Annotated in this window: 24 protein-coding genes; 9 read left to right on the forward strand and 15 right to left on the reverse strand. The window is 71.6% G+C overall.

What is annotated here, in order from left to right; genetic code table 11:
- Positions 1–150: 150 nt before the first annotated feature.
- On the forward strand, positions 151–348 hold the full coding sequence (locus tag AB6A66_RS04225; protein WP_371036451.1) for a hypothetical protein: 198 nt from the start codon (positions 151–153) through the stop codon (positions 346–348).
- 303 nt (positions 349–651) lie between these two features.
- Here AB6A66_RS04225 and AB6A66_RS04230 read toward each other — a convergent pair whose 3' ends face one another.
- From AB6A66_RS04230 to AB6A66_RS04245, 4 genes are all read right to left on the reverse strand, one after another.
- The gene (locus tag AB6A66_RS04230; protein ID WP_371036450.1) at positions 652–807 is read right to left on the reverse strand and encodes a hypothetical protein; all 156 of its coding nucleotides are present in this window, start codon (positions 805–807) and stop codon (positions 652–654) included.
- 110 nt (positions 808–917) lie between these two features.
- Positions 918–2,192 (reverse strand): phosphopyruvate hydratase, encoded by a 1,275-nt coding sequence (gene eno / locus AB6A66_RS04235; RefSeq protein WP_371054901.1) that lies wholly within the window; start codon positions 2,190–2,192, stop codon positions 918–920.
- Positions 2,193–2,284: 92 nt separating this feature from the next.
- Positions 2,285–3,208 (reverse strand): DMT family transporter, encoded by a 924-nt coding sequence (locus AB6A66_RS04240; protein WP_371036448.1) that lies wholly within the window; start codon positions 3,206–3,208, stop codon positions 2,285–2,287.
- Positions 3,209–3,274: 66 nt separating this feature from the next.
- Entirely contained in the window at positions 3,275–3,700 is a 426-nt protein-coding gene (locus AB6A66_RS04245; RefSeq protein ID WP_371036447.1) for a Fur family transcriptional regulator, read from the reverse strand.
- Positions 3,701–3,853: 153 nt separating this feature from the next.
- Between AB6A66_RS04245 and AB6A66_RS04250 the strand changes: the two genes are divergently transcribed.
- Positions 3,854–4,747: a DMT family transporter gene (locus AB6A66_RS04250; protein ID WP_371054902.1), complete on the forward strand. Its 894-nt coding sequence runs from the start codon at positions 3,854–3,856 to the stop codon at positions 4,745–4,747.
- Positions 4,748–4,838: 91 nt separating this feature from the next.
- Here AB6A66_RS04250 and AB6A66_RS04255 read toward each other — a convergent pair whose 3' ends face one another.
- Complete coding sequence (locus tag AB6A66_RS04255; protein WP_371054903.1) at positions 4,839–6,257, reverse strand: YdiU family protein; 1,419 nt, start codon at positions 6,255–6,257, stop codon at positions 4,839–4,841.
- 123 nt (positions 6,258–6,380) lie between these two features.
- Between AB6A66_RS04255 and AB6A66_RS04260 the strand changes: the two genes are divergently transcribed.
- Positions 6,381–6,917: a CBS domain-containing protein gene (locus AB6A66_RS04260; RefSeq protein WP_371054904.1), complete on the forward strand. Its 537-nt coding sequence runs from the start codon at positions 6,381–6,383 to the stop codon at positions 6,915–6,917.
- 153 nt (positions 6,918–7,070) lie between these two features.
- Here AB6A66_RS04260 and AB6A66_RS04265 read toward each other — a convergent pair whose 3' ends face one another.
- The 3 genes from AB6A66_RS04265 to mazG form a co-directional block, all read right to left on the reverse strand.
- Positions 7,071–7,523, reverse strand: a complete 453-nt coding sequence (locus AB6A66_RS04265) for an N-acetyltransferase family protein (RefSeq protein WP_371054905.1) — start codon at positions 7,521–7,523, stop codon at positions 7,071–7,073.
- On the reverse strand, positions 7,520–8,461 hold the full coding sequence (locus AB6A66_RS04270) for a nucleoside hydrolase (protein WP_371054906.1): 942 nt from the start codon (positions 8,459–8,461) through the stop codon (positions 7,520–7,522). The genes AB6A66_RS04265 and AB6A66_RS04270 overlap by 4 nt, the downstream gene beginning before the upstream one ends.
- Before the next feature lie 83 nt (positions 8,462–8,544).
- The gene (mazG, locus tag AB6A66_RS04275; protein WP_371054907.1) at positions 8,545–9,369 is read right to left on the reverse strand and encodes a nucleoside triphosphate pyrophosphohydrolase; all 825 of its coding nucleotides are present in this window, start codon (positions 9,367–9,369) and stop codon (positions 8,545–8,547) included.
- Positions 9,370–9,432: 63 nt separating this feature from the next.
- Between mazG and AB6A66_RS04280 the strand changes: the two genes are divergently transcribed.
- The 3 genes from AB6A66_RS04280 (at position 9,433) to AB6A66_RS04290 (ending at position 12,075) form a co-directional block, all read left to right on the forward strand.
- Complete coding sequence (locus AB6A66_RS04280) at positions 9,433–10,596, forward strand: M20 aminoacylase family protein (protein WP_371054908.1); 1,164 nt, start codon at positions 9,433–9,435, stop codon at positions 10,594–10,596.
- 3 nt (positions 10,597–10,599) lie between these two features.
- The gene (gene speB / locus AB6A66_RS04285; protein WP_371054909.1) at positions 10,600–11,571 is read left to right on the forward strand and encodes an agmatinase; all 972 of its coding nucleotides are present in this window, start codon (positions 10,600–10,602) and stop codon (positions 11,569–11,571) included.
- A gap of 69 nt (positions 11,572–11,640) precedes the next feature.
- Positions 11,641–12,075, forward strand: coding sequence for a DUF1499 domain-containing protein (locus AB6A66_RS04290; RefSeq protein WP_371036438.1), 435 nt, complete (start codon positions 11,641–11,643; stop codon positions 12,073–12,075).
- Here AB6A66_RS04290 and AB6A66_RS04295 read toward each other — a convergent pair.
- Positions 12,072–12,329, reverse strand: coding sequence for a hypothetical protein (locus tag AB6A66_RS04295; protein WP_371054910.1), 258 nt, complete (start codon positions 12,327–12,329; stop codon positions 12,072–12,074). The two genes, AB6A66_RS04290 and AB6A66_RS04295, sit on opposite strands and share 4 nt — an antisense overlap.
- A gap of 62 nt (positions 12,330–12,391) precedes the next feature.
- On the opposite strand from AB6A66_RS04295, the gene prfA reads away from it, so the two are divergent.
- The 3 genes from prfA (at position 12,392) to AB6A66_RS04310 (ending at position 15,047) form a co-directional block, all read left to right on the forward strand.
- Positions 12,392–13,441 (forward strand): peptide chain release factor 1, encoded by a 1,050-nt coding sequence (gene prfA, locus AB6A66_RS04300; RefSeq protein ID WP_371054911.1) that lies wholly within the window; start codon positions 12,392–12,394, stop codon positions 13,439–13,441.
- The gene (gene prmC / locus AB6A66_RS04305; RefSeq protein ID WP_371054912.1) at positions 13,438–14,271 is read left to right on the forward strand and encodes a peptide chain release factor N(5)-glutamine methyltransferase; all 834 of its coding nucleotides are present in this window, start codon (positions 13,438–13,440) and stop codon (positions 14,269–14,271) included. The genes prfA and prmC overlap by 4 nt, the downstream gene beginning before the upstream one ends.
- Before the next feature lie 227 nt (positions 14,272–14,498).
- On the forward strand, positions 14,499–15,047 hold the full coding sequence (locus AB6A66_RS04310) for a DUF4167 domain-containing protein (protein WP_371054913.1): 549 nt from the start codon (positions 14,499–14,501) through the stop codon (positions 15,045–15,047).
- Positions 15,048–15,051: 4 nt separating this feature from the next.
- Here the strand turns inward: AB6A66_RS04310 and rsmA are convergent, their stop codons facing one another.
- From rsmA to lptF, 6 genes are read right to left on the reverse strand one after another with little or no spacing between them, the layout of a single operon-like run.
- On the reverse strand, positions 15,052–15,903 hold the full coding sequence (gene rsmA / locus AB6A66_RS04315; protein WP_371054914.1) for a 16S rRNA (adenine(1518)-N(6)/adenine(1519)-N(6))-dimethyltransferase RsmA: 852 nt from the start codon (positions 15,901–15,903) through the stop codon (positions 15,052–15,054).
- A gap of 40 nt (positions 15,904–15,943) precedes the next feature.
- The gene (gene pdxA, locus AB6A66_RS04320) at positions 15,944–16,915 is read right to left on the reverse strand and encodes a 4-hydroxythreonine-4-phosphate dehydrogenase PdxA (RefSeq protein ID WP_371054915.1); all 972 of its coding nucleotides are present in this window, start codon (positions 16,913–16,915) and stop codon (positions 15,944–15,946) included.
- On the reverse strand, positions 16,912–18,150 hold the full coding sequence (locus tag AB6A66_RS04325; protein ID WP_371054916.1) for a peptidylprolyl isomerase: 1,239 nt from the start codon (positions 18,148–18,150) through the stop codon (positions 16,912–16,914). The genes pdxA and AB6A66_RS04325 overlap by 4 nt, the downstream gene beginning before the upstream one ends.
- Positions 18,141–20,264, reverse strand: a complete 2,124-nt coding sequence (locus tag AB6A66_RS04330; protein ID WP_371054917.1) for an LPS-assembly protein LptD — start codon at positions 20,262–20,264, stop codon at positions 18,141–18,143. The genes AB6A66_RS04325 and AB6A66_RS04330 overlap by 10 nt, the downstream gene beginning before the upstream one ends.
- Entirely contained in the window at positions 20,264–21,352 is a 1,089-nt protein-coding gene (lptG, locus tag AB6A66_RS04335; RefSeq protein ID WP_371054918.1) for an LPS export ABC transporter permease LptG, read from the reverse strand. Before lptG ends, AB6A66_RS04330 begins: the two co-directional genes overlap by 1 nt.
- On the reverse strand, positions 21,349–22,491 hold the full coding sequence (gene lptF, locus AB6A66_RS04340) for an LPS export ABC transporter permease LptF (RefSeq protein ID WP_371054919.1): 1,143 nt from the start codon (positions 22,489–22,491) through the stop codon (positions 21,349–21,351). The genes lptG and lptF overlap by 4 nt, the downstream gene beginning before the upstream one ends.
- Between the last annotated feature and the right edge of the window lie 51 nt (positions 22,492–22,542).

Raw genomic sequence — 22,542 nt, forward strand, 5'->3', positions numbered from 1 at the left:
AGCCCGCCCGCCCCTTGCCCGCCGTTTTCGGGCGCGCCCCGGACGCGCCGGTGCCGCCCCGTGTCCCGCCCGGTGTCGCCGCCTGCGCGGGCATGGGCTGACAGCCGGCGATCGCACGCTAGGTCCCGCCTCAAGCAAGGGAGACCGGACATGGACGACCACGCGCTCAAGGGAAGAATTCTCGCCTTCGCCCGGCATTGCGGCGCGGCGGCGAACGACCCGAAGGACATCGCTCACCGCCGCGGATGGCTCGACGCGGCCGGCGCGCCCACGAAAGACGGCGCCGCGCTGATCGCGGCGCTCGACGGGCAGGAGGCCACGCGCTCCGTCTATCGCGGGGTGCTCTAGCGCCGCCCTTGTCACGCGGGGGGCGTGCACTCCCGCGAATCGAGCGTACGCACCGGATCTTCGGGCGCGCATTCCTCGCCGGACATTGGATAATTGGTCTGTGGCCCTTCGCAGGCTGCCAACAGGGCAAGTGCGACGAACAGGGCAGGCACACGATACATGGTGTCGATCTCCTCCGTTTCGGTATCCGGGGCGCCTTCGGGGGCGCTCGGGGACTTTGACCCGGACGCCGTTTCGGCGACTTGACCGGGATCAAGTCCTGGTGAGGAGACGGGGCTCGCGATCCGGGCGCGTCAAGGGCCTCTAGCCCGGCGGCGAGAGGCGCCGTGCCTCGAGGGTGTGGACCGGATCATCGGGGTCGGGCGCCTGACGCGACAGGGCGTAGCTGTCGGGCGCACCCGAACAGGCGCCCCCCGTTGCAGCGACGAGAAGAACCAGAAGCCTCAGGCGCGAGAGCATGGGATCGCCTTGTGATGAACTGGGGCGGATAAACCTGACCCTACGTCAAGCTAGCAGAAATTCCCCATGGCAAGGCGATATTGCCTGCGACCGATTGCCGCGGGCCGTCGTCACCGCAGGACGGAGCGCCCGGCATATTCCGCGGCCGCGCCCAGCCCCTCCTCGATCCGGATCAGCTGGTTGTATTTCGCCAGCCGGTCGGAGCGCGCGAGGCTGCCCGTCTTGATCTGCCCGCAATTCGTGGCCACGGCGAGATCGGCGATGGTGGTGTCCTCGGTCTCGCCCGAGCGGTGGGACATCACGTTGCGCATGCCCGCGCGGTGCGCCATCTCCACCGCGCGCAGGGTCTCCGTCAGGGTGCCGATCTGGTTCACCTTGACGAGCATCGCGTTGCCCGCGCCGCGCGCGATGCCCATGGCCAGCCGCTCGGGATTGGTGACGAAGAGATCGTCCCCCACGAGCTGCACGCGATCGCCGAGCGCCTCGGTGAGCGCGGACCAGCCCTCCCAGTCGTCCTCGGCGCAGCCATCCTCGATGGAGATGATCGGATAGTCGTCGCAAAGCCCGGAAAGCCAGGTGACGTTCTCTTCCGCCGTCAGGGTTTTTCCCTCACCCGAAAGGATATACCGCCCGTCCTTGAAGTATTCGGTGGCGGCGCAGTCGAGCGCGAGGAAGATGTCCTCGCTGGGCCGGTAGCCGGCGGTCTCGATGGATTTCAGGATGACGTCGAGCGCCGCGCGGGTGGAGGCGAGGTCGGGCGCGAAGCCGCCCTCGTCGCCCACCGAGGTCGAAAGCCCCGCCGCAGCAAGCTCCTTCTTCAGCGTGTGGAACACCTCCGCGCCCCAGCGCACCGCCTCCGACAGGCTGGGCGCGGCCACGGGCATGATCATGAACTCCTGCACGTCGATCGGGTTGTCGGCGTGCTCGCCGCCGTTGACGATGTTCATCATCGGCACCGGCAGGATACGGGCCTGCGTGCCGCCCACGTAGCGGTAGAGCGGCAGGGCGCTGGCATCCGCGGCGGCCTTCGCCGTGGCGAGGGAGACGCCGAGAATCGCGTTGGCGCCAAGCCGGCCCTTGTTCGGCGTGCCGTCGAGTTCGACCATCGCCGTGTCGATCTCGACCTGCTCGGTGGCGTCGCTGCCCACCAGCGCGTCGGCGATCTCGCCGTTCACCGCGGCCACGGCCTCGCGCACGCCCTTGCCGAGATAGCGGCCCTTGTCGCCGTCGCGCCGCTCCACCGCCTCGTGCGCGCCGGTGGACGCGCCCGAAGGCACCGCGGCGCGGCCCAGCGTGCCGTCCTCCAGCGTCACGTCCACCTCCACGGTGGGGTTGCCGCGGCTGTCGAGGATTTCGCGCGCGTGGATGTCGATGATCGTGGTCATGGGCCGTCCCTCGTGGCTGCGTCGCGTCCGCCTTTAGCACCCTTCGCTGCGGCGCGAACAGGGACCGGTTGCGCAAACATCGCCGCCCCGCGTCAGCGCGGCGGGCGGGGCTGGCGGCCCACCGCCTCGGGCGCGGCGGTGAGCGCGCCGCGCCGCCGGCCGAGCCGCGCCTCGCGCAGGAGCGTGTAGAGCCCCGAGCCGATCACCAGCGCGGCGCCGGCAAAGGTCATCGCGTCGGGCCGCTCGCCGAAGACCCAGATGCCGATCACCAGCGCGAAGAGAAGGCGGCTGTAGCGAAAGGGCGTGACGACCGCGATGTCGCCCGAGCGCATGGCCTGCGTGATCGCGTAATAGCCAGCGATCCCGAACCCGATGGCGAGCAACATCTGCCCCATCGCCGCCGCCTGCGGCACCGTGGCCCCGCCCGAAAGGGCCAGGAGCGCCGCGCCCGTGGGCACGAGCATGGCGAATCCCCAGGCCGAGAGCACCAGCGTGGAGACGTCCCGCGGCACCGCGCGGGTGGCGAGGTCGCGGAGCGCGAGCCCCGCCACGCCGAGCACCGCGAAGAGCGAGGCGGGCTCGAACCCCTGAAGGCCGGGCCGGATGATGAGCAGCACGCCGAGAAAGCCCACGCCGATCGCGCTCCAGCGCCGCCAGCCCACCGGCTCGCCGAGGAAGAGCGCCGCGCCCAGCGTCACCGCGAGCGGCATGGCCTGGAGAATCGCCGAGGCCGAGGAGAGGGGCGTGAGCACGATGGCGGTGACGAAGCCCACCGTGCCGAGGATTTCGCCGAGGTTCCGAAGCATCACGGTGCGCGACAGGAAGGCGGGCGAGATCACCCGCTCGCGCCGGTAGGCGGCCATGAGCGCGAATCCCGCCGAACCGCCCAGGCCCAGAAAGACGAGGATTTGCCCGGGCGGCAGCGCCGCGCCCATCTTCTTGATGAGCATGTCCTCGACCGCGAAGGCGGCCATCGCCGCCACCATGAGCGCGATGCCGCGCAGGTTCTCCGTCATGGGCCACCTCCCGCGCGGGCGCTACGCCTTTTCGCGCGCAAGGGGAAGTCCCGGCGGAACCGGGGCTCAGCCCTTGCGCCGCCCGCGGCCGAGCGGCACGCCGTAGAGTTCGAGCTTGTGGCCCTTGAGCCGGTAGCCCAGCCGCTCGGCGATCTTTTCCTGCAAGGCCTCGATCTCGGGGTCCACGAACTCGATCACCTCGCCCGAGTGCATGTCGATGAGGTGGTCGTGATGCGCGCGCTCGGCGTCCTCGTAGCGGGCGCGCCCGTCGCCGAAATCGACCTTCTCGAGGATGCCCGCCTCCTCGAAGAGCTTCACGGTGCGGTAAACCGTGGCAAGCGAGATCGCGCCGTCGCGGTCCGCCGCCCGGGCGTAGAGCTCCTCGACATCGGGGTGATCCTCGGCCTCCTCGAGCACGGCGGCGATGATGCGGCGCTGGCCGGTCATCCGTAGCCCCTGGGCTTCGCATCGGTCGATGATGGAATGGGGCATCGGCGCCTCCGCCTCGGACTCCGGGTGCCAAGCATTTAAGCCGGTGGGCGCGTGGAATAAAGCCCTTCCGCCCGGCCGCGGTCAGAAGCCCGCCGTGCCCCCCTCGGGCGCGTCGGCTTGACGCCGCCCTGCGGGCCGGGTCCTTTGGCGCGCATGGAGCGCAAGGCGGGGATCGACGCGGCCGGGGCCGCGATGCTGGTGGGGTTTTCCCTGCTCCTCGCCGTCAACCAGGTGATCATCAAGCTCACGAACGACGGCTTTCAGCCGGTCTTCGCGGCGGGGCTGCGATCGGTGGGCGCGGTGCTGGTGCTGCTTTTCTGGATGCGGCTTCGGGGCATCCCGCTCTCGCTGCCGCGCGAGAGCTGGGCGGGCGGCGTGCTGGTGGGCGCGCTCTTCGCGGCCGAGTTCACCGCGCTCTTCCTCGCCCTCGATCTCACCACCGTCTCGCGCGCGGGCATCGTCTTCTACAGCATGCCGGTCTGGCTCGCGCTCGCCGCGCATGTCCTCCTGCCGGGGGAGCGGCTGGACGGGCGCCGGCTCGCGGGGCTCGCTCTCGCGCTCGCGGGCGTCGCGCTCGCGCTGGCCGACCGGGGTGGGGGCCGGGCCTCGCTCGCCGGCGACCTGCTCGCGCTCGCGGGCGCGCTCGGCTGGGCGGGCATCGCGCTCACCGTGCGGCTCTCGGCGCTCTCGCGCCAGCGCCCGGAGATGCAGCTCTTCTGGCAGCTCGCGGTCTCGGCACCGCTTCTCCTCGCCCTGGCGCCGCTCTTCGGGCCGCTCCTGCGCGATCCGGGGCCGGAGCACCTGGCGGGCCTCGCCTTCCAGATCCTCGCCATCGCCAGCGCGGGCTTCCTGTTCTGGTTCTGGCTGATCTCGGTCTATCCCGCCTCGGGGGTGGCGTCCTTCAGCTTTCTCGCGCCGGTCTTCTCGGTGCTGCTCGGCTGGGCGCTCATGTCCGAGCCCGTGGGGCCCTCGATCTTGGCCGCCCTCGCGCTGGTGGCGGCGGGGCTCTGGCTCGTGAACCGGCCCCGCAGGCCCGTGGCGGGTTAGGGCCGGGGCGACGCGGCCCCGCCGCCCCTCATTCGGCTTGCGGCGGGCGGCTGCGGGGAGGCCCTGTCGGGCGCGGTGCGGCTGTCGCCCGTCAGGTTCCGCAAAACGTCGCCTGCACCCGTTCCGAGGCCGCGGGCGGGCGGGTGAGGGCCGGATCCTCCGGTGCCTCGTAGGGCCGCGAGAGCGCCTGCATCAGGGCCTCGAAGGGCGCCATGTCGCCGCCGAGGGCCGCATCGATCATCTCCTCGATGCGGTGGTTGCGGGGGATCACGGCCGGGTTCGCGGCCCGCATCACCGCCGCGGGATCCTCCTCCTCCGCCTCGAGGCGCGCCCGCCAGCGCGCGGCCCATGCGTCGAACTCCGCTCGGTCGGTGAACTGGTCGCGCGCGTCGCCCGTCGCGAGGGCCCGGAACGTGTTGGTGAAGTCCGCCCCGTCCCGCGCCATGAGGTCGAGAAGCCCCGAGACGAGGTCCAGATCCCCCTCGGCCTCGGTCGAGAGCCCGATCTTGGGGCGGAAGCGGGCGAGCCATTCCGCCTCGATCCGCGCGGGCATGGCGTGGACCGAGCGCGTGAAGCCCTCGATCGCGGCCTCCTCGTCGGGCATGAGCGGCACGAGCGCTGTGGCGAGCTGCGCCATGTTCCACACGATGATCCGCGGCTGGTTGGCGTAGGCGTAGCGCCCCATCCGGTCGATGGAGGAGAACACCGTGTCGGGGTGGTAGTCGTCCACGAAGGCGCAGGGACCGTAATCGATCGTCTCGCCCGAGAGCGCGCAGTTGTCGGTGTTCATCACGCCGTGGATGAACCCCGCCGACATCCATTGCGCGACGAGCCGCGCCTGGGCGGCGATCACCGCGTCGAGAAGCGCCTGGGGGTCCGCGGCCTCGGGGTAGTGGCGCGCCACGGTGTAGTCGAAGAGGCGGCGGAGCGACGCGATATCCCGCCGGGCGGCGAAGACCTGGAACGTGCCGACGCGGATGTGGCTCGCGGCGACGCGGGTGAGCACGGCGCCGGGCAGCACCCGCTCGCGGACGACGGGCTCTCCGGTGGAGACGGCGGCAAGCGCCCGTGTCGTGGGGATGCCGAGCGCGTGCATCGCCTCGGAGACGACGTATTCGCGCAGCACCGGGCCGAACCAGGCGCGCCCGTCACCCATGCGCGAATAGGGCGTGCGCCCCGACCCCTTGAGCTGGATGTCGCGCCGCCGCCCGGCGCGGTCCACCACCTCGCCCAGCAGGATCGCGCGCCCGTCGCCCAGCTGCGGGTTGTACTGGCCGAACTGGTGGCCCGCGTAAAGCTGGGCGAGCGGGTCGGCGCCTTCGGGCACGGCGTTGCCGCCGAACACGCGGGCAAGCTCCTCGGCGTCGTCCCAGGCGATGCCGAGCTCCTGGGCCAGCGGGCGGTTGAAGGCCAGAAGATGGGGCGCGCGCACCGGCTCGGGCGCGAGGCGCGCGTGGAACTGGGCGGGCAGCCGGGCGTAGCTGTTGTCGAAGGGGATCGAAAGCGTCATGCCCCGAACCTAGGCTCGCGCCGGCCCGTGCGCCAGCCCGGCCCGCCCCCGACGCGCCTGTTTGGTCCTGCGCGCCCGTGCCCTAGACTCGGGTGCCAAGAGATGGACGCAAAGGAGAACTCCATGAGCGCGACGACCCATGCGCGGATGCAATTGCAAGACAGGCCCGAGTTCGCCTCGAAATCGCGGCCGCTCACCTTTCCCGAAAGCGCAAGCGTGGCGGAGGCCGTGGCGGCCATGTGCGACCGGAATTTCGGCTCTGTCATGGTCATCGGCGAGGACGGCAAGCTGACCGGCGTGGTGACCGAACGCGACGTCATGCGCCGTGTCGTCAACGAGCGCCGGGACGCGCAGGCCACGACGCTCGCCGAGGTGATGACCCGCGAGCCGCGTGTCGCGCGGGCCACCGACGACGTGGTCGACTGGCTTCGGATCATGTCGAACGAACGGTTCCGGCGCCTGCCCGTCGTCGACGACGAGGGCCGCGTGGTGGCGGTGTTCACCCAGGGGGATTTCGTCTCCTACACGTGGCCCGACCTCATCTACCAGGCGCGGGAACTCACCAAGGCGAGCTTTGCGCGCAATCATGCGCTGTGGCTGATCGGCGGGGGCATCATGCTCTACTCGGTGCTGATGGTGATCGTGGTCGGCAGCCTCTAGGCGGGCGAAGCGGTTTCGAAACCGCTTCGCGCCAGGCCGTGAGGACGGCGCGGGCAGGGCAGTTCCGCCGCCCGCCGTAAAAGGGCGCGTCGTACGCCCGGTCCTGCGAGACGTGCGGGTGTGTGCCCGAGGCGGTTTCGAAACCGCCTTGCGTCAGAGCCGCCGTGTCATGCGCATGCTCGGCTCGCGCGCCTCGAAACGGCACCGACCATAGAGGCGGCGCGCGGCCTCGTCCTGCCGGTCCACCTCGATGTGGATCGCCTTGAGGCCGGCGGCCTTCAGCGCGCGGCAGATCGCGCCCAGCACCTCCGAGGCGATGCCGCGCCCGCGCACGCCGGGACGGATGAAGATCTCGTCCACGGACCCGTCCAGGCCGCCGAACGCCACGGACCATCCGAAGGTCACGACGAGATAGCCGATGGGCGCGCGCTGCGGCCCGATGAGGTAGACGGCGCCATGGGGCGAGCCCTCGAGCAGCGGGGCGAGCGCGGCGCGGCGCGCCTCGTCGGTCTGCGTGATGCCCAACTCGGCGTGCATCGCCGCGACCAGCGGCAGCACCCGCTCGAGATCTTCGGGCCGGGCGAGATGAAGCGCCGCGCCGTTCACAGCCGCGCCAGCCGTTCGGTCAGGAGAGCGAAGAAGCCCGGGGCGTCCAGCGCGCCCATGAAGGTCGCGTTGGGCGCGCGGTCGGTGACGCCCCACCAGTCGGCCACCGTCATGCCCATGGTCAGCTCCGAGACGGTCTCGACCTCCACGTTGACGAACCGCCCGGAGAAGAGATCGGGCCGGATCAGGTAGGCGGTGACGCAGGGATCGTGCAGCGGCGCGCCCTCGGAGCCGTATTTCTCCTTGTCGAAGCGCTCGAAGAAGTCGGTCATCTCGGCCACGGCGCGCCCGACCGGCGTGCCGATGGCGCGGAAGGCCTCGTTCCGCGGCCGGGTCACGAGCGCCTTATGCGTGACGTCGAGCGGCATCACCGTGAGCGGAGCGCCGGATCGAAACACGATATCAGCGGCTTCGGGGTCGACGTAGATGTTGAACTCGGCCGCCGGCGTGATGTTGCCCACCTCGAAATAGGCCCCGCCCATGAGAATGATCCCGGCCACCCGGTCCACGATGTCGGGGGCCTGCCGGAACGCGGTGGCGATGTTGGTGAGCGGTCCGAGAGGGCAGAGCGTGACGGCGCCCGGGGCCTCCGCGCGCAGCGTCTCGACGATGAAATCGACTGCATGGGCGTCCTGCAGCGGCATGGTGGGCTCCGGCAGCACCGGCCCGTCGAGCCCCGTCCTGCCGTGCACGTGCTCGGCGGTGACGAGCGGGCGCTCGAGCGGGCGCTCGCAGCCCGCGAAGACCGGAATGTCCCGCCGCCCGGCAAGCTCGCAGACGACGCGCGCGTTCCGCGCGGTGAGCGGCAGCGGCACGTTTCCCGCCACCGCCGTGATCCCCAGCACCTCGATCTCTTCCGGGCTCGCCAGCGCGAGCAGGATCGCCACGGCGTCGTCCTGGCCCGGATCGGTGTCGATGATGATGCGGCGGGGCGGCATGACGCGGACCTTCGTGTCGCTGACGCGGCCTTAGTGTCAGAGCCGCGGCCGGCCCGCAACGGGCCTCGCGGCCGATGGGCGGCTCAGCGCCGTTCGAGGGCCTTGGCCCGGTCCCAGAGCGCGTCCATCTCGTCGAGAGTGGAGTCCTCCGGGCGTCGGCCTTGGGCGGCCAGCGCCGCCTCGATGGCGCGGAAGCGGCGCGTGAACTTGGCGTTGGCGCGGCGGAGCGCCGCCTCCGGGTCCACCTCGAGGTGGCGGGCGAGATTCGCCATCACGAAGAGCAGATCGCCCATCTCCGCCTCGATCTCGTCGGGTCCGAGGGTGTCGCGCGCCTCCACGAGTTCGCGCGCCTCCTCGGCGATCTTGTCGAGGACCTGGCCCGTTTCCGGCCAGTCGAAGCCCACCCGCGCCGCGCGCTTCTGGAGCTTCACCGCGCGCAGGAGCGCGGGCAGCCCCACCGCCACGTCGTCGAGCACGCCATGGGCGTTCTTCGCCGCGCGCTCGGCGGCCTTGATCGCCTCCCAGTCGCGGGTCTGCTGCTCGGCGGACTTGTCGCGGCTCTCGTCCCCGAAGACGTGGGGGTGGCGCGCGACCATCTTCTCCGAGATCCGGTCGGCCACGGAGTCGAAATCGAAAAGCCCTTTTTCGTCCGCCATTTGCGCGTGAAAGATCACCTGAAGCAGAAGGTCACCGAGCTCGCCCTCCAGCTCGTCCCAGGCGCCGCGCTCGATGGCGTCGGCGACCTCGTAGGCCTCCTCGATCGTGTAGGGCGCGATGGAGGCGAAATCCTGCTCCACGTCCCACGGGCAGCCCCGCTCCGGGTCGCGGAGGCGGGCCATGATCGCCTTGAGGCGCGGCACGCCGCCCCGGGGATCGTGGATGAGCGCGTCGTTCGGGTCGTGGGGCATTGCGGCTCTGTCCGGTTTGAGGTTGAGTGGACCCTGACCCGAGAGAGGTGGGGAGTCCAGCGCATGCCCGTGATCAACCGCATCGCCGGCCTGGCCGAGGACATGACGGCCTGGCGGCGCTACCTGCACGCCCGGCCCGAGATAGGATTCGACTGCCACGACACCGCCGGTTTCGTGGCAGCGACGCTGCGCGGGATCGGCGTGGACGAGCTGCACGAGGGCATCGCGGAAACCGGCGTCGTGGCGGTGATCCGGGGCCGCGCCGAGGGGCCCGGCGTGGGCCTGCGCGCGGACATGGACGCGCTGCCCATGGACGAGACGAGCGGTGCGGCCTGGGCGTCGGAGACGCCGGGGCGGATGCACGCCTGCGGCCATGACGGGCACACCTCGATGCTGCTCGGCGCGGCGCGCTACCTCGCCGAGACGCGCAACTTCGCAGGACGCGCCGTGCTGATCTTCCAGCCCGCCGAGGAGGATGGCGGCGGCGGCGGCGTGATGGTCGAAGACGGCGTGCTCGACCGGTTCGACGTGCGCGAGGTCTACGCGCTGCACAACCGCCCGGGCCTGCCCGAGGGCCATGTCGCCACCCGTGCGGGGCCGATCATGGCGGCGGTGGACGACTACGTGGTGACGCTGAAGGGCAAGGGCGGGCACGCCGCACGGCCCCACGAGACGGTGGACCCGATTCCGCCGCTCACCGCGATCGCGCAGGCGCTGCGCAGCCTCGCCGCGACGGAGGCCGACCCGAGCGCCGAACTCGTCGTCGCGGTGACCCGGCTGCAGGCCGGCACGGCGACGAACGTGGTGCCCGAGACGGCGGCGCTCGCCGGGACGGTGCGCAGTTTCGACCCCGCGCTGCGCGACTGGGCGGAGCGGCGGGTGCGCGAGGTCGTCACGGGGACCGCCGCGGCCTATGGCGTGACGCCGGAGATCGACTACCAGCGCTGGTATCCCGCAACCGTGAACCATGCCCGCGAGGCCGCCTTCGCCGCGGACGTCGCGCGCGAGATCGTCGGGGAGGAGGCGGTGGAGACCGACACGCCCGCCAGCATGGGGGCGGAGGATTTCGCCTACATGCTCGAGGCGCGGCCGGGGGCCTACCTGCTGGTCGGGCAGGGCGACACGCCGATGTGCCACCACCCGGCCTATGATTTCAACGATCGCATCGCGCCGGTCGGGGCCTCGCTGCTGGCCCGGATCGTCGAGCGCGCGCTTCCGCTGGGGTGAGACATGGCGCTCGAGGACGCGAAACGGCAGGTGGACCACGCCTTCACCCGGGAGGAGCTGAAAGGCAACAGCTTCGAGAACACCTTCGGTGGCGCGGTGTCCTTCCTGCGGCGCCGCTACACGAAGGATCTTTCGGGCGTGGATGTGGCGGTGACGGGCGTGCCCTTCGACCAGTCGGTGACGAACCGCCCCGGAACCCGCCTCGGGCCGCGCGCGATCCGCGAGGCGAGCTGTCTCCAGCCCTACGATCCGCCCTGGGGCTGGGGCGGCTACGACCCGATGCAGGACCTCGCCATCGCGGATTACGGCGATCTCGCCTTCGACTATGCCCGCGTGGCGGAGTTTCCCGACGCGCTGACCGCCCATATCCGCACCATCCTCGAGGCTGGCGCGGCGAGCGTGGCGCTGGGCGGCGACCACTATATTTCCTTCCCGATTCTGAAGGCTTACGCCGCGAAGTTTGGGCCGATGTCGCTTCTGCATTTCGACGCCCACACCGACACCTGGGCCGATGACGACATGGACCGCATCGACCACGGCACGATGTTCTACAAGGCGGTGAAGGCGGGCTGCATCGACCCGGCGCGCTCGGTCCAGATCGGCATCCGCACCTACAACCCGGACACGCTGGGCATCCCGATCATCGACGCGCGCGAGGTCCACGAGAACCCCGTCGCCGACACGGTCGCGAAAGTGCGGCGCATCCTGGGCGACGCGCCGGTCTATCTCAGCTTCGACATCGACGCGCTCGACCCGGCCTTCGCGCCCGGCACCGGCACGCCCGTCTGGGGCGGGCTGGCGAGCTGGCAGGCCGCGGCGATCCTGCGCGACCTCGCGGGGATCGACCTTCGGGGCGGCGACGTCGTCGAGGTCTCGCCGCCCTTCGACACCACCGGCGCGACGGCGGTGGCGGGCGCGCATGTGGCGACCGAGATGCTCTGCCTGATCGGGCAGGCTCGCTCGAAAGGGCGGTGAGGGCCTTGCGCCGCGTGCTCCCGGCGCGGCAGACGGGGTGGGAATGATGAAGCGGGGCGGAGGCCGGCGATGACAGGCGTTCTGAAGATCTTGTTCTGGTTCGCGGTGCTGGTGCTGCTCGTCGTGGTGAATGTCGCGGCGTGGGTGCGCTTCGCGCCCACCGACGTCGCGCGGTGGCACGCGGTGCCGCAGGTGGACGGGAACGAGGATCTGCCGGGCGGCGTGAAGCGGCGCGTCGCGGGCGCGGGCGCGGAAGGGCTCGCCGCCTTCGACCGGGTGGCACGCGCCGCGCCGCGCACGCGGGTGCTGGCCGGATCGCCGCAGGAGGGACGGATCACCTACGTCTCGCGCTCGCGGGTCTTCGGCTTTCCCGACTACACGACCGCGGCCCTCGACGGCGAGGATCTCGTCGTCCACGGGCGGCTTCGCTTCGGGCAATCCGATCTCGGGGTCAACAAGGCGCGGGTGGACGGATGGCTGTCAAAGGCCGGCCTCGCCTCCTAGGAGGACGGGGCACACCCTTCCGATATCTCGCGCCACATCGGATTGTTGAGCGACATCTGGCACTGGGCGATGAAGCTGCGGCCGTCCACGGTCAGGCAGATGCTCTCGCCCAGCTCGACCCGCCCGCCGGTGCTGTCGGTGCAGTAGCAGTCCGTGGCGGCAGAGGGGGTTGGCGCGCCGGGCGCGTCGGTGGGCCCCTCGGCGAGCGACGGGCCGGCGGCGAGCCAGCAGACGGGAAGCACGAGCGCGCGCATGGCGGCGAGTGTAGCAAATCGCGCGGTCTTGACCAGACCCGCGCGATGGGGGACAGAGCGGCATGATCCCCACCGACAGGCTCGAGCAGATCTTGCAGCGCTTCCAGTACCTGGAGGCGCGCATGGCGGAGGGCGGCGGCGACCTTGCGCGCCTAGGCCGGGAATATGCCGAGCTGCGCCCGATCGTGGCCGAGATCGAGGCGTGGCGAAAGCTTCGCGCGGACCTGGCGGAGGCGCAGGCGCTTCTGGACGACCCCGACATGGCCGGGCTCGCGCGCGAGGAGATCGCGCGCCTCGAGGCGGACCTGCCCGAGGCGGAGCAGGCGCTCCGGCTTGCGCTCCTGCCGCGCGACGCGGCCGACGCGCGCCCCGCCATGCTGGAGATCCGGCCCGGCACCGGGGGCGAGGAGGCGGCGCTCTTCGCGGCCGATCTCATGCGCATGTACCAGCGCTACGCAGAGGCGAAGGGCTGGAGCTTCGAGGTCGTCGAGCAGCAGGAAAGCGAGCTCGGCGGCATCCGCGAGCTGGTGGCGCAGGTGAAGGGGGAGGGCGTCTTCGCCCGGCTCAAGTACGAATCCGGCGTCCACCGCGTGCAGCGCGTGCCGGCGACGGAATCCGGCGGGCGCATCCACACCTCGGCGGCGACCGTCGCGGTGCTGCCGCAGGCCGAGGATGTGGACGTTTCCATCGACCCGGCCGAGCTGCGCATCGACACCATGCGCAGCTCCGGCGCGGGCGGGCAGCACGTGAACACGACCGATTCGGCGGTTCGGGTCACCCATCTGCCCACGGGCATCGTGGTCACGAGTTCGGAGAAGTCCCAGCACCGCAACCGCGAGATCGCCATGCAGGTGCTCAAGGCGCGGCTCTTCGATATCGAGCGCCGTCGCGCAGCGGACGCGCGCGCCAGCGCGCGCAAGGCGCAGGTCGGCTCGGGCGACCGGTCGGAACGCATCCGCACCTACAACTTCCCCCAGGGGCGGATGACCGACCACCGCATCAACCTGACGCTCTACAAGCTCGACCAGATCCTCGCCGGGGACCTCGACGAGGTGATCGACGCGCTGATCGCCGACGCGCAGGCGGCGGAGCTGGCCGAGATGGAGGGATGACCGTCACCGAGGCGCTGGCGCGCGGCACGGCGCAGCTCCGCCTGGCGGGGATCGAGGGCGCGGCGCGCGACGCGCGGCGGCTTCTGGCGGGCGCCCTCGGCGTCGAGGCGGGGCGGGTCGGCGCGATGGGGCCGGACCCGGTGCCGCCGGAGACGCAAGAGCGGTTCCTGAAGATGCTGAACGCCCGCGCGGCCCGCCGCCCGGTGGCACGCATCCTCGGGCGGCGCGTGTTCTGGGGCCGCGATTTCAAGGTCGGCGACGCCGTGCTCGATCCGCGTCCCGAGACCGAGACGCTGCTTGCCATCGCGCTGATGTCGCCCGCCCGGCGGATCCTCGACCTGGGCACCGGCAGCGGCATCCTCGCCGTCTCTCTCCTCGCGGAATGGCCCGGCGCGCGGGGCGTGGCGACCGACATCAGCGCCGCGGCGCTCGCCATCGCGCGGGCCAACGCGACGCGGCACGGGGTGGCCGACCGGCTCCGGCTCGTCGAAAGCGACTGGTTCGCCGATGTGACCGGCCGCTTCGACCTGGTCGTGTCGAACCCGCCCTACATCGCCGAGGCGGAGCTTGCCGATCTCGCGCCCGAGGTGCGGCTCCACGATCCGCCGCAGGCACTCTGCCCGGGCGGCGACGGGCTCGACGCCTACCGCGCCATCGCCGCGGGCGCCCCGGGGCACCTCGCGGCGGGCGGGCGCCTGGCCGTGGAGATCGGACCGACGCAGGGCGACGCGGTCGCGGGTCTTTTCGCGGCGGCGGGTCTTGAAGACATCACCGTGCATGCCGATCTCGATGACAGGGATCGCGTCGTGTCGGCGCGTTGCCCGGCGTGATTTCTGCCTGAAAACCGGCGTAAATCCGCAGGCGGGCCGGATTTCCCCCTTGTCTCGACCGCGCCGACATGGTTACACAAGGCGTAGTCGCGGCAGTGGACACCCAAGGGGCTCGTCCCGGTCGCACGCCAAGCCAGACAATCCGCTCTTCCGATCCATGAAGCGGCGCGGCACATCCGCATGACGGCGCGAAGCGGCAAAACCGAAACAGGCTGGACAAGAGCTACATGAGATCTTCCAAAGCAAGGTCGCGGTCGAAGTCGAACCGCTCCCGTTCCGTGGGCAACGTGGTCAACCGCGTGTTCGACAGTTCGGGACCAGAGGGCAAGGTGCGCGGCACCCCCCAGCAGATCATCGACAAGTACAACCAGCTCGCCCGCGACGCGCAGCTGTCCAACGACCGTGTCGCGACCGAGAACTTCCAGCAGCACGCGGAACATTACCTGCGCCTGCTCTCCGAAGCGCAGCGCGAGCAGGAAGCCCGCCGCGAGCAGCAGGAGCGCGAGAATCGCGAACGCCAGGCGCAGCGCGACCGCGAGCGTGCCGAGCGCGAGGCCGCGCAGGGCGGCGGCGAGGGTGGTGGCGAAACCCCCTCGCAGGACAAGCCGCAGACCGGCGGAGAGGGTGAGAGCGGCCTCGTCGAGACGCCCGAGAGCCGCCCGAAGCCGCGCCGCAGCCGCAAGCCGCGCTCCGAACAGCGCTCCGAAGGATCGCAGGATGGCGGCTCGTCGGGCCGCGACGGCGGCGGTGGCGGCTCGCAGGAGGCCGCGGAGTAGCGCCTCAGCCCCGGTCCCGCGCGGCCACGGCGTGCGCCAGCGCGCAGAACGCCTCCAACCCGATATCCTCGGCCCGCGCCGTCGGCGCGATGCCTGCCGCCGAGAGCAGATCGCCCACGTCCGGGCCAAGCCCCTTGAGCGCGGAGCGCAGCATCTTGCGGCGCTGCCCGAACGCCATCGCCACGACGCGGCTCAGCACCGCCGGGTCGGCGGGGTACCGCGGCGCCGGCAGCGCCTCGAGCCGCACCACTGCCGAGGAGACCTTGGGCGGGGGCGTGAACGCCGCCGGTGGAAGCTGCATGACGATCCGCGCCTCGGCACGCCACTGCGCCAGCACCGCGAGCCGCCCGTAGGTCCTGGAGCCTGGAGGCGCCACGATGCGCTCTGCGACCTCGCGCTGGAACATCAGGGTCAGGCTGTCCCAGAAGGGCGGCCAGACCTTCGGCGTGAGCCAGCGCACCAGAAGCTCGGTGCCCACGTTGTAGGGCAGGTTCGCGACCACCTTCACCGGCCTCGAGAGATGGGCGAGGGGATCCACCTCCAGCGCGTCGCCGTGAATGACGGTCAGCCGGCCCGGATAGGCGGCGGCGATCTCTTCCAGGGCGGGCAGGCAGCGGGCGTCCTTTTCGACGGCCAGCACGCGCCGCGCGCCCTCGGCCAGAAGCCCGCGCGTGAGCCCGCCGGGGCCGGGCCCCACCTCGAGCACATCCGCGCCCGACAGATCGCCCGCCGCGCGCGCGATCCTGGCGGTGAGGTTCAGATCCAGAAGGAAGTTCTGGCCGAGCGCCTTGCGCGCCGAGAGCCCGTGGCGGGCGATCACCTCGCGCAGCGGGGGCAGGTCGTCGATGGCGCTCATGCCGCTTGCGCCGCCCGCGTCCGGCACGTGCCCGCGCCGGTCATGCCGCCCCGCCGGACAGGCGCCAGGCGAGGTCGAGCGCGGCGAGTGTGGAGGCGGGGTTCGCGCGGCCCGTGCCCGCGATGTCGAGCGCCGTGCCGTGATCGGGCGAGGTGCGCAGGAAGGGCAGGCCCAGCGTCAGGTTCACGCCGCGGTCGAAGTCGAGCGTCTTGACCGGGATCAGCGCCTGGTCGTGATACATCGCCACCGCCGCGTCGTAGTCCGCCCGCGCGGCGGCGTGGAACATCGTGTCGGCCGGGCGCGGCCCCGAAAGATCGAGCCCCTCCTCGCGCAGGCGCTCGAGCAGGGGGGAGATCCACGCGATCTCCTCGCGGCCCATGCGCCCCGCCTCGCCGGCGTGGGGGTTGAGGCCCGTGACCGCGATACGGGGGTGCGCGATACCGAAAAGGCGCACCAGCCCGTCATGGGTCAGCCGGATCGCGCTTTCCAGCACCTCGGGCGTGAGGGCGCGGGGCACCTCGGAAAGCGGGATATGGATCGTGGCGGGCACCACCCGCAACTCTGGCGAGACCAGCATCATCGCCACGCAATCCACCTCGCCCAGCGCGGCGAGATACTCGGTGTGGCCGGGAAAGGCGAAGCCCGCGCCCTCGGCCAGCACGGATTTCTGGATCGGCAGCGTGCAGAGCGCGCGGGCGCGGCCGCCCCGCACCAGCCGGACGCCCAGGGCGATGGCCTCGATCACCGCGGCGGCGTTGGCGGGATCGGGCCGGCCGGGGCGCGCCGGGGCCGGGAAGGGCAGGCGCAGCACCGGCAGACCGTGCCGCGACGCCTCCGCTGCCTCTTCCGGCGCGTCGATCTCGGTTGTGGGCGTGCCTGGCGGCAGATGCCCCGGATCGCCGATCAGGAAGAAGGGGCGCGTGGCGCCCAGCGCCTGCCATGCCCGGGCCGCAAGTTCGGGCCCGATTCCTGCGGGCTCGCCGCAGCTGACGGCCACGGGCGGCGCGGTCATGGCTCGACGATGCGCGCCTCGGAGCGCAGCTGCTGCAGCAGGCTGTCGGCGTAGGAGGCGAGGCGCCGGTTCCTGAGCCCGATCTCGATCTCCTCGCGCGAGACGTCCTCCGCGATCTCCGGCGTGCGGCCGCAGAGCATCAGCAGAACGAGGTTCGCGTTGCCCGCGGCGTCGCGCCGGGTCAGCGCGGTCGAGATCTCGCCGTCGTCGAGCCGCGAGAGTTCCAGCGCGACGTCGCGCGGCACCTCGTCGGGCGGCAGGCTGACGCGTTCGAGCCGCTCGTCGGGCTGGCCGAGATTGACGCCGTAAAGGTCGTCGCAGCGGTCGACCGCGGCGCGGACGCGTGCGGCTTCGGCCAGCGCGGCCTCGGTGCGGCCGCCCGGGATGAGGTAGCTGGCGTATTCGATCGCCGCGTAGTCGGGCGCGGTATACTCCGTCTCCTCGATGTCGCGCAGCTGGAAGAGGGCGATCGCGCCGTCCAGCGGGATCGGGTCCGAGACATCGCCCGGCCCGAGCGCCAGGATCAGCGGCCGCAGCCCCGGCGGCAGCCGCGTGAGCTCCTGCCAGGGAAGCTGTCCGCCGGAGCGGGCGGAGGGCGCGGCCGAGAAGCGGCGCGCCGCCTCGGAGAACTGGGCCTCGGTGGTGTATCGGGAAATCTCGCCGGCGCGGGCGCGGATCTCGTCCTGGCGGGCCGGGTCCAGCGGAAGGATGATCTCGGCCAGCCTGACGCGGACGTTGCCCGCCCCGTCGCCGCCGATGGCGCGGTCGATCTCGCCCTCGCTCACCTCGGCGCGCCCGGCGAAGCGGGCCCGCACGAGATTGCGCCAGCCGATGCCCGCGCGCACGAAATCCACCAGCGTCTCCTGGGCCACGCCGCTCGCTTCGAGGGCCTGCACCAGCTCGTCGGGCGAGAGGTTCGCGCGGCCGGCGAATTCCGTCACGCCCTCGGCGATCTGTTCCTCGGTGGGCAGAAGGCCCGCGCGGCGCACCTCTGCCAGCTTGAGACGGTCGTCGATCAGCTGCTCGCGGGCCTGCTCGGCCGGGTTGCCGGGGGCGTTGAGCAGGACGAGGAACCGCTCGCGCTGCTGGAGTTCGTAACGCGTGATCACCTGGTCGTCGACGATGATGGCGGGCGCGAAGAGTCCCTGCGCCGCGAGCGGAGCGGCGAGGGCGACCGCGGCTGCCAGCGCGAGTGCCATCCGCCGCGCCGGTTCGATGAGCGATTTCAGTTGCATCTGCGTCGGTACTCCTTGGCGCTGCCACCCGTGCTATAACCTTTGAGCGCGATCGTCAGCCCGAAATCCGTATCGGGTTCGAGACTAGCGGAGCTGGCATAGTTCCGCGAGGCGGAAAGCGCGACCTCCAGACACTCGTTGCGGTAGGCAAGGCCCAGTTTCGCGCGCGCGGGGCGTCTTCCGGCGATGTCGTAGCGCCACTCCGCGCTGCCCGTCCAGTGCCGGCTGAGGCGATAGTCGGCGTCGAAGCTCCATTCCGATATCGCGCTGGGGCGCGCCTCGGCCGCATCGGCCGGCAGCAGCAGGTAGCTCGCGCCGAGCCCCAGCCGGTCGGTGCTCCAGGTGCCGCGCGCTTCGGCCTTGTTGACGTCTCCCAGCGTGGCGAAGAGACCGCGCGCCTGCAGGGAAAGTCCCTCGGCCAGCTCGAGCTGGCCCGCGACCAGCCAGTCCGAGGCGCCGCTGTCGAGGCCGGAGGCCGCGGTGAAGGCCGCGTCGGGATCGTCGCGCCAGACGCGCCCGAGCACGAGGCCCGCGCTCCACCCGTCCGGGTCCTCGCGGACCCAGCGCAGCCCGGCGGCCCCGCGCAGGCCGCGCTCGCGCCGGTCCGCGGCCGGAAAGCGGGAGAGCGCCAGCAGGTTCGCCTCGTCGAATTCGGGCAGGGTGCTCTCTTCGGGGGCGATGTCCGCGCGATCCCCGCCCGACCAGGCGATCATCGCCACGGGTTCGAGAAGCTGGCGCGCCCCGCCGCTCTCGGTCCGCACCAGCGGCCAGCGAAGCTCTGCGCCGAGCGCGGGCGTCACGACCGTGTCGGCCCCGGCCCCGGTGCTGTCCTGCGCGACATCGAGGTGATCGACCGCGAGGCCGGCGCGCAGCCCCGCGCGCAGGCCGGCCGGCCCGGTCCAGCGCCGTTCCCAGTCGATTTCGGCGGTCAGGCGCGCCATGTCGCGGCCCAGCACGTCGGCGTCCGACGTGCGGAAATGGCCGTGCGCGGACAGGCCGAGCCGCGCCAGCCCGCCGATCGCGGCGGGCCGCATCAGCCGCTCATAGAGAATGTTGGCGGTACGGGTGGGCTGGGTGGAGTTGCTTTCGCCGTCGCGCAGGGTCTGGTAGTAGCTGAAGCCGGCCTCCAGATAGTCCCGGTCGCGCACGCGCGACAGCGTGAGCCCGCTGCGCAGCCGGTCCTTGTCGGCATAGCCGTAATCGTTGAGGTAGGCGCGGTCGCTGACCGCCTCGATGGCGAAGCGCAGCCGGTAGCCGCGCGGCAGGCCGGTCTCGCCCGCGCCGATGACATAGCCGCGCAAGCCGTCCCGGCCGAGGCTGTCGCGGCTCGCCGCCGCGTCGATCTGCATGTCGCCATCCGCGAAGGCGCGGCGGTAGCGCAGCTCCAGCGTGCGCGTCTCCGACGACAGGTAGGGCGTGAGCGTCACGTCCTGGTGCGGGCCGACGGGAATGAAATAGGGTATCTTCAGCCCGAAGCCCAGCCGCTCGGTGTTGCGCACCCGGGGAAAGAGAAAACCGCGCGCCCGCTCCAGCGTCGGATCGGGCAGGCGCAGCCGCGGCAGGTAGAGCACCGGCACGTCCAGCACCCGCAACTGCGCGTCGTCGAAGTAGATCTGGCGGGCCTTTTCGTCATGGATCACGCGCCGCGCGCGGATCTGCCAGAGCGGCGGCTCGTCGCCGCAGACCTGGCAGGAGGTCACGGCCGTGCGCGTCATCATCGAGTAGCGGCCGCGCACGCGGGTCAACTGCGCGCTGGCGAGCTGGAGCTGGCGGTCGAGGACCAGCCGCGCGCCGGCGATCAGCCCGTCGCGCAGCCCTTCGTCCAGATCGGCCGCGTCGGCGAGGATCACCGCGCCGCTCTCGGGATCCTCGATCCGGATCGGGCCTTCCACGACCAGCCGCCCGGCGGCGCCGTCATAGCGCAGCCGCGAGGCGCTGAGCCGGACGTCGCCCTGAAGCGCCTCGACGTCGCCCTCGGCGACGAGCGTGTCGTTGTCCTGCAGGAAGACCCGGTCGGCGACCAGGAACACGGGCTCGTCCTGCGCCGCCGCCGGGCCGGCGAGAAACGCCGCGGCGAGGAACACGCGCGCATGCCGCCAGACCGCGGCCCGCATCAGCCTTCCTCCATGTTCAGCAGCACGCCCATCGCCAGCAAGACAGAGGCCAAGGGCGGCGTCCAGGCCGCGAGCCAGGGTGCAAGCTGCCCGCTTTCGCCGAGGATCTGCGCGAAATTGCGGATGTAGTAGAGTCCGAAGCCCAGCATCACCGCGGCCAGCACGAAAAGCCCCGTGCGGCCCGCGCGGGCGTGGCGCATGGTGAAGGCCGCCCCCACCATCATCATCGAGATCAGGAAGAGCGGGCGCGAGAGTTCCATCTGGAACCACACCGCGTGGCGCCGCGCCGAGAAGCCCGCCTCTTCCAGCGTCGAGATGAAGGCGGGCAGGTGCCAGATCGAGACCGAGGCGGGCTGGCCGAAGCTGTCCCGGATGCCTTCGCGGGTGAGCGTGGAGGGCAGGGTGAGGCGGTCGTGCACCGTCGCCGCCGCCTCCGGGTTGGTGCCGGTGGCGAGCGGCCAGTCCTTCGCCTGCGAAAGCTCCCAGGCCCCGTCGCCGAGCTCGGCGCGGGCGGCCTCGATCCGGCGGACCGGCCCGCCGCCTGGCGCGTAGGAGACGAAGCTCACGTCGTAAAGCACGGTGGCGTCGGCATTGGCGCGGTCGGCGCGGATCACCGTCTGCCCGCTGGCGCCGCCCTGGCGCAGCCAGAGGCCCTCGCGCCCGATCGAGATGACCGACCCGCCGCCGCCGTATCTTTCGCGCAACTCGGCGTAGCGCTCCGAAGTGGCCGCGACGAGCGGATTGCCCAGGGTCAGCGTCGCGGCGCCGATCAGGGCGGCCACGACGAGCGGACCCAGAAGCGCGGTGAGGCCGGAGCGTCCCGCCGCACGGGTGACCACCAGCTCCGAGGACCGCGAGAGACCCAGGAAGAGGCCGATGGCCGACAGGATCATCACCAGCGGCAGGAACTGGTAAAGCACCTGCGGCATGTTCAGCAGCGTGATCTTCATGATCTCGCCGAATCCGGCCTCCTCGAAGCGGCGCAGCTGCTCCACCATGTCGATGAGGCCCAGAAACAGGAAGAAGACGAGCAGGAGCCCGCCGAAAAGCTGCGCGAAGCGCCGCGCGAAGTAGAGATGCAGGATCATGCCGCCGCGCCCTCCGCCGGGTCGGGCGCGCGGACCCTGCGCCGCCGCCGGGGCCGCGCCGCCTGCCAGAGCATCCACGCCGAGATCGCGAAACCCAGCGCCGCAGGCAGATAGACCGCGGGCCAGAGCGCGGGATTGTTCCGGACCGGGGTCACGACGGCGCCCTTGGCGACCTCCACCAGCACCAGAAGAAAGATGGCGAGCGCGATCCGCCGGCCCATGCCGAGCCGGCTGAAACCGCCGGCCACGAGGGTCGAGAAGCCGATGAGCGCGGCCACCGCCACGAGCAGCGGCTCGGTGAAGCGCAGATGCGCCTCCTGCAGCACGCGGCCCACGTCCTGGCCGGTGATCCCGGCGGCGCGCCCTGGGTCGCCGAGCAGCGCGAGGGTCGAAAGGGTGCGCACGTTGGGACGCGGCGGCCCGCGCGCGGCGACGAGGCTGCTGACATCGTAGGCCAGCTCGTCGAAGCTCGTGGTGGACAGGCGCCTGTCGGCCCGGAAGAGCGTCTGCGCCATGCCGTCGACCATCACCAGCCGCGTGGCCGCGTCCTCGCGCAGCAGGAAGGCGCGCTCGGCGGTGTAGGTCACCGGCCGGTCGGCGCGCCGGCGGTCCGAGAGGTATACGTCGCGCAGCTCGCCCGCGGGCGTGATCTCGCGGATGTAGAAGGTCACGCCCTCGGACGGGTTGAGGAAGACGCCCTCGCGGAAAAGCTTGGCCGAGAGGGATTCGGCGATCTCGGCCTCGCGCTGGGCGAACTGCGCGCCGCTGGCCGGGATCAGCACGTGGCTCAGCGCCGCGGTCATCGCCGCGAGGATGAGGCCGTAGACCGCCACGGGCCGGGCGAGGCGCCAGGGCGAGTAGCCCGTGGCCTGCACCACCGTCAGCTCGCTCTCGTTGGAAAGCCGGTTGGTGACGTAGACCGCGGCCGCGAAGGCCGAAAGCGGCATCACCTGTCCGACCACCTTGGGCAGGCTGAGCAGCGTGAACTCCAGCACCACGGTCGCGGAATGACCCGCCGCGATCAGCCGGTCGAAAAGCTGCACCGCCTGGTTCACCCAGTAGACGGAGACCAGAACGAGCGCGAAGAAGCCGAACAGCACCATGAGCTGCGACAGCATGTAACGGTCGAAACGGGCCAAGCGTCCCCCCAGACGGCAACCGCACCGCGCTCAGTCCTATCGGAAAGGCCC

Origin of the sequence: Rhodosalinus sp. K401 (genome assembly GCF_041365735.1) — a bacterium.
Classification (GTDB): Bacteria; Pseudomonadota; Alphaproteobacteria; order Rhodobacterales; family Rhodobacteraceae; genus Rhodosalinus.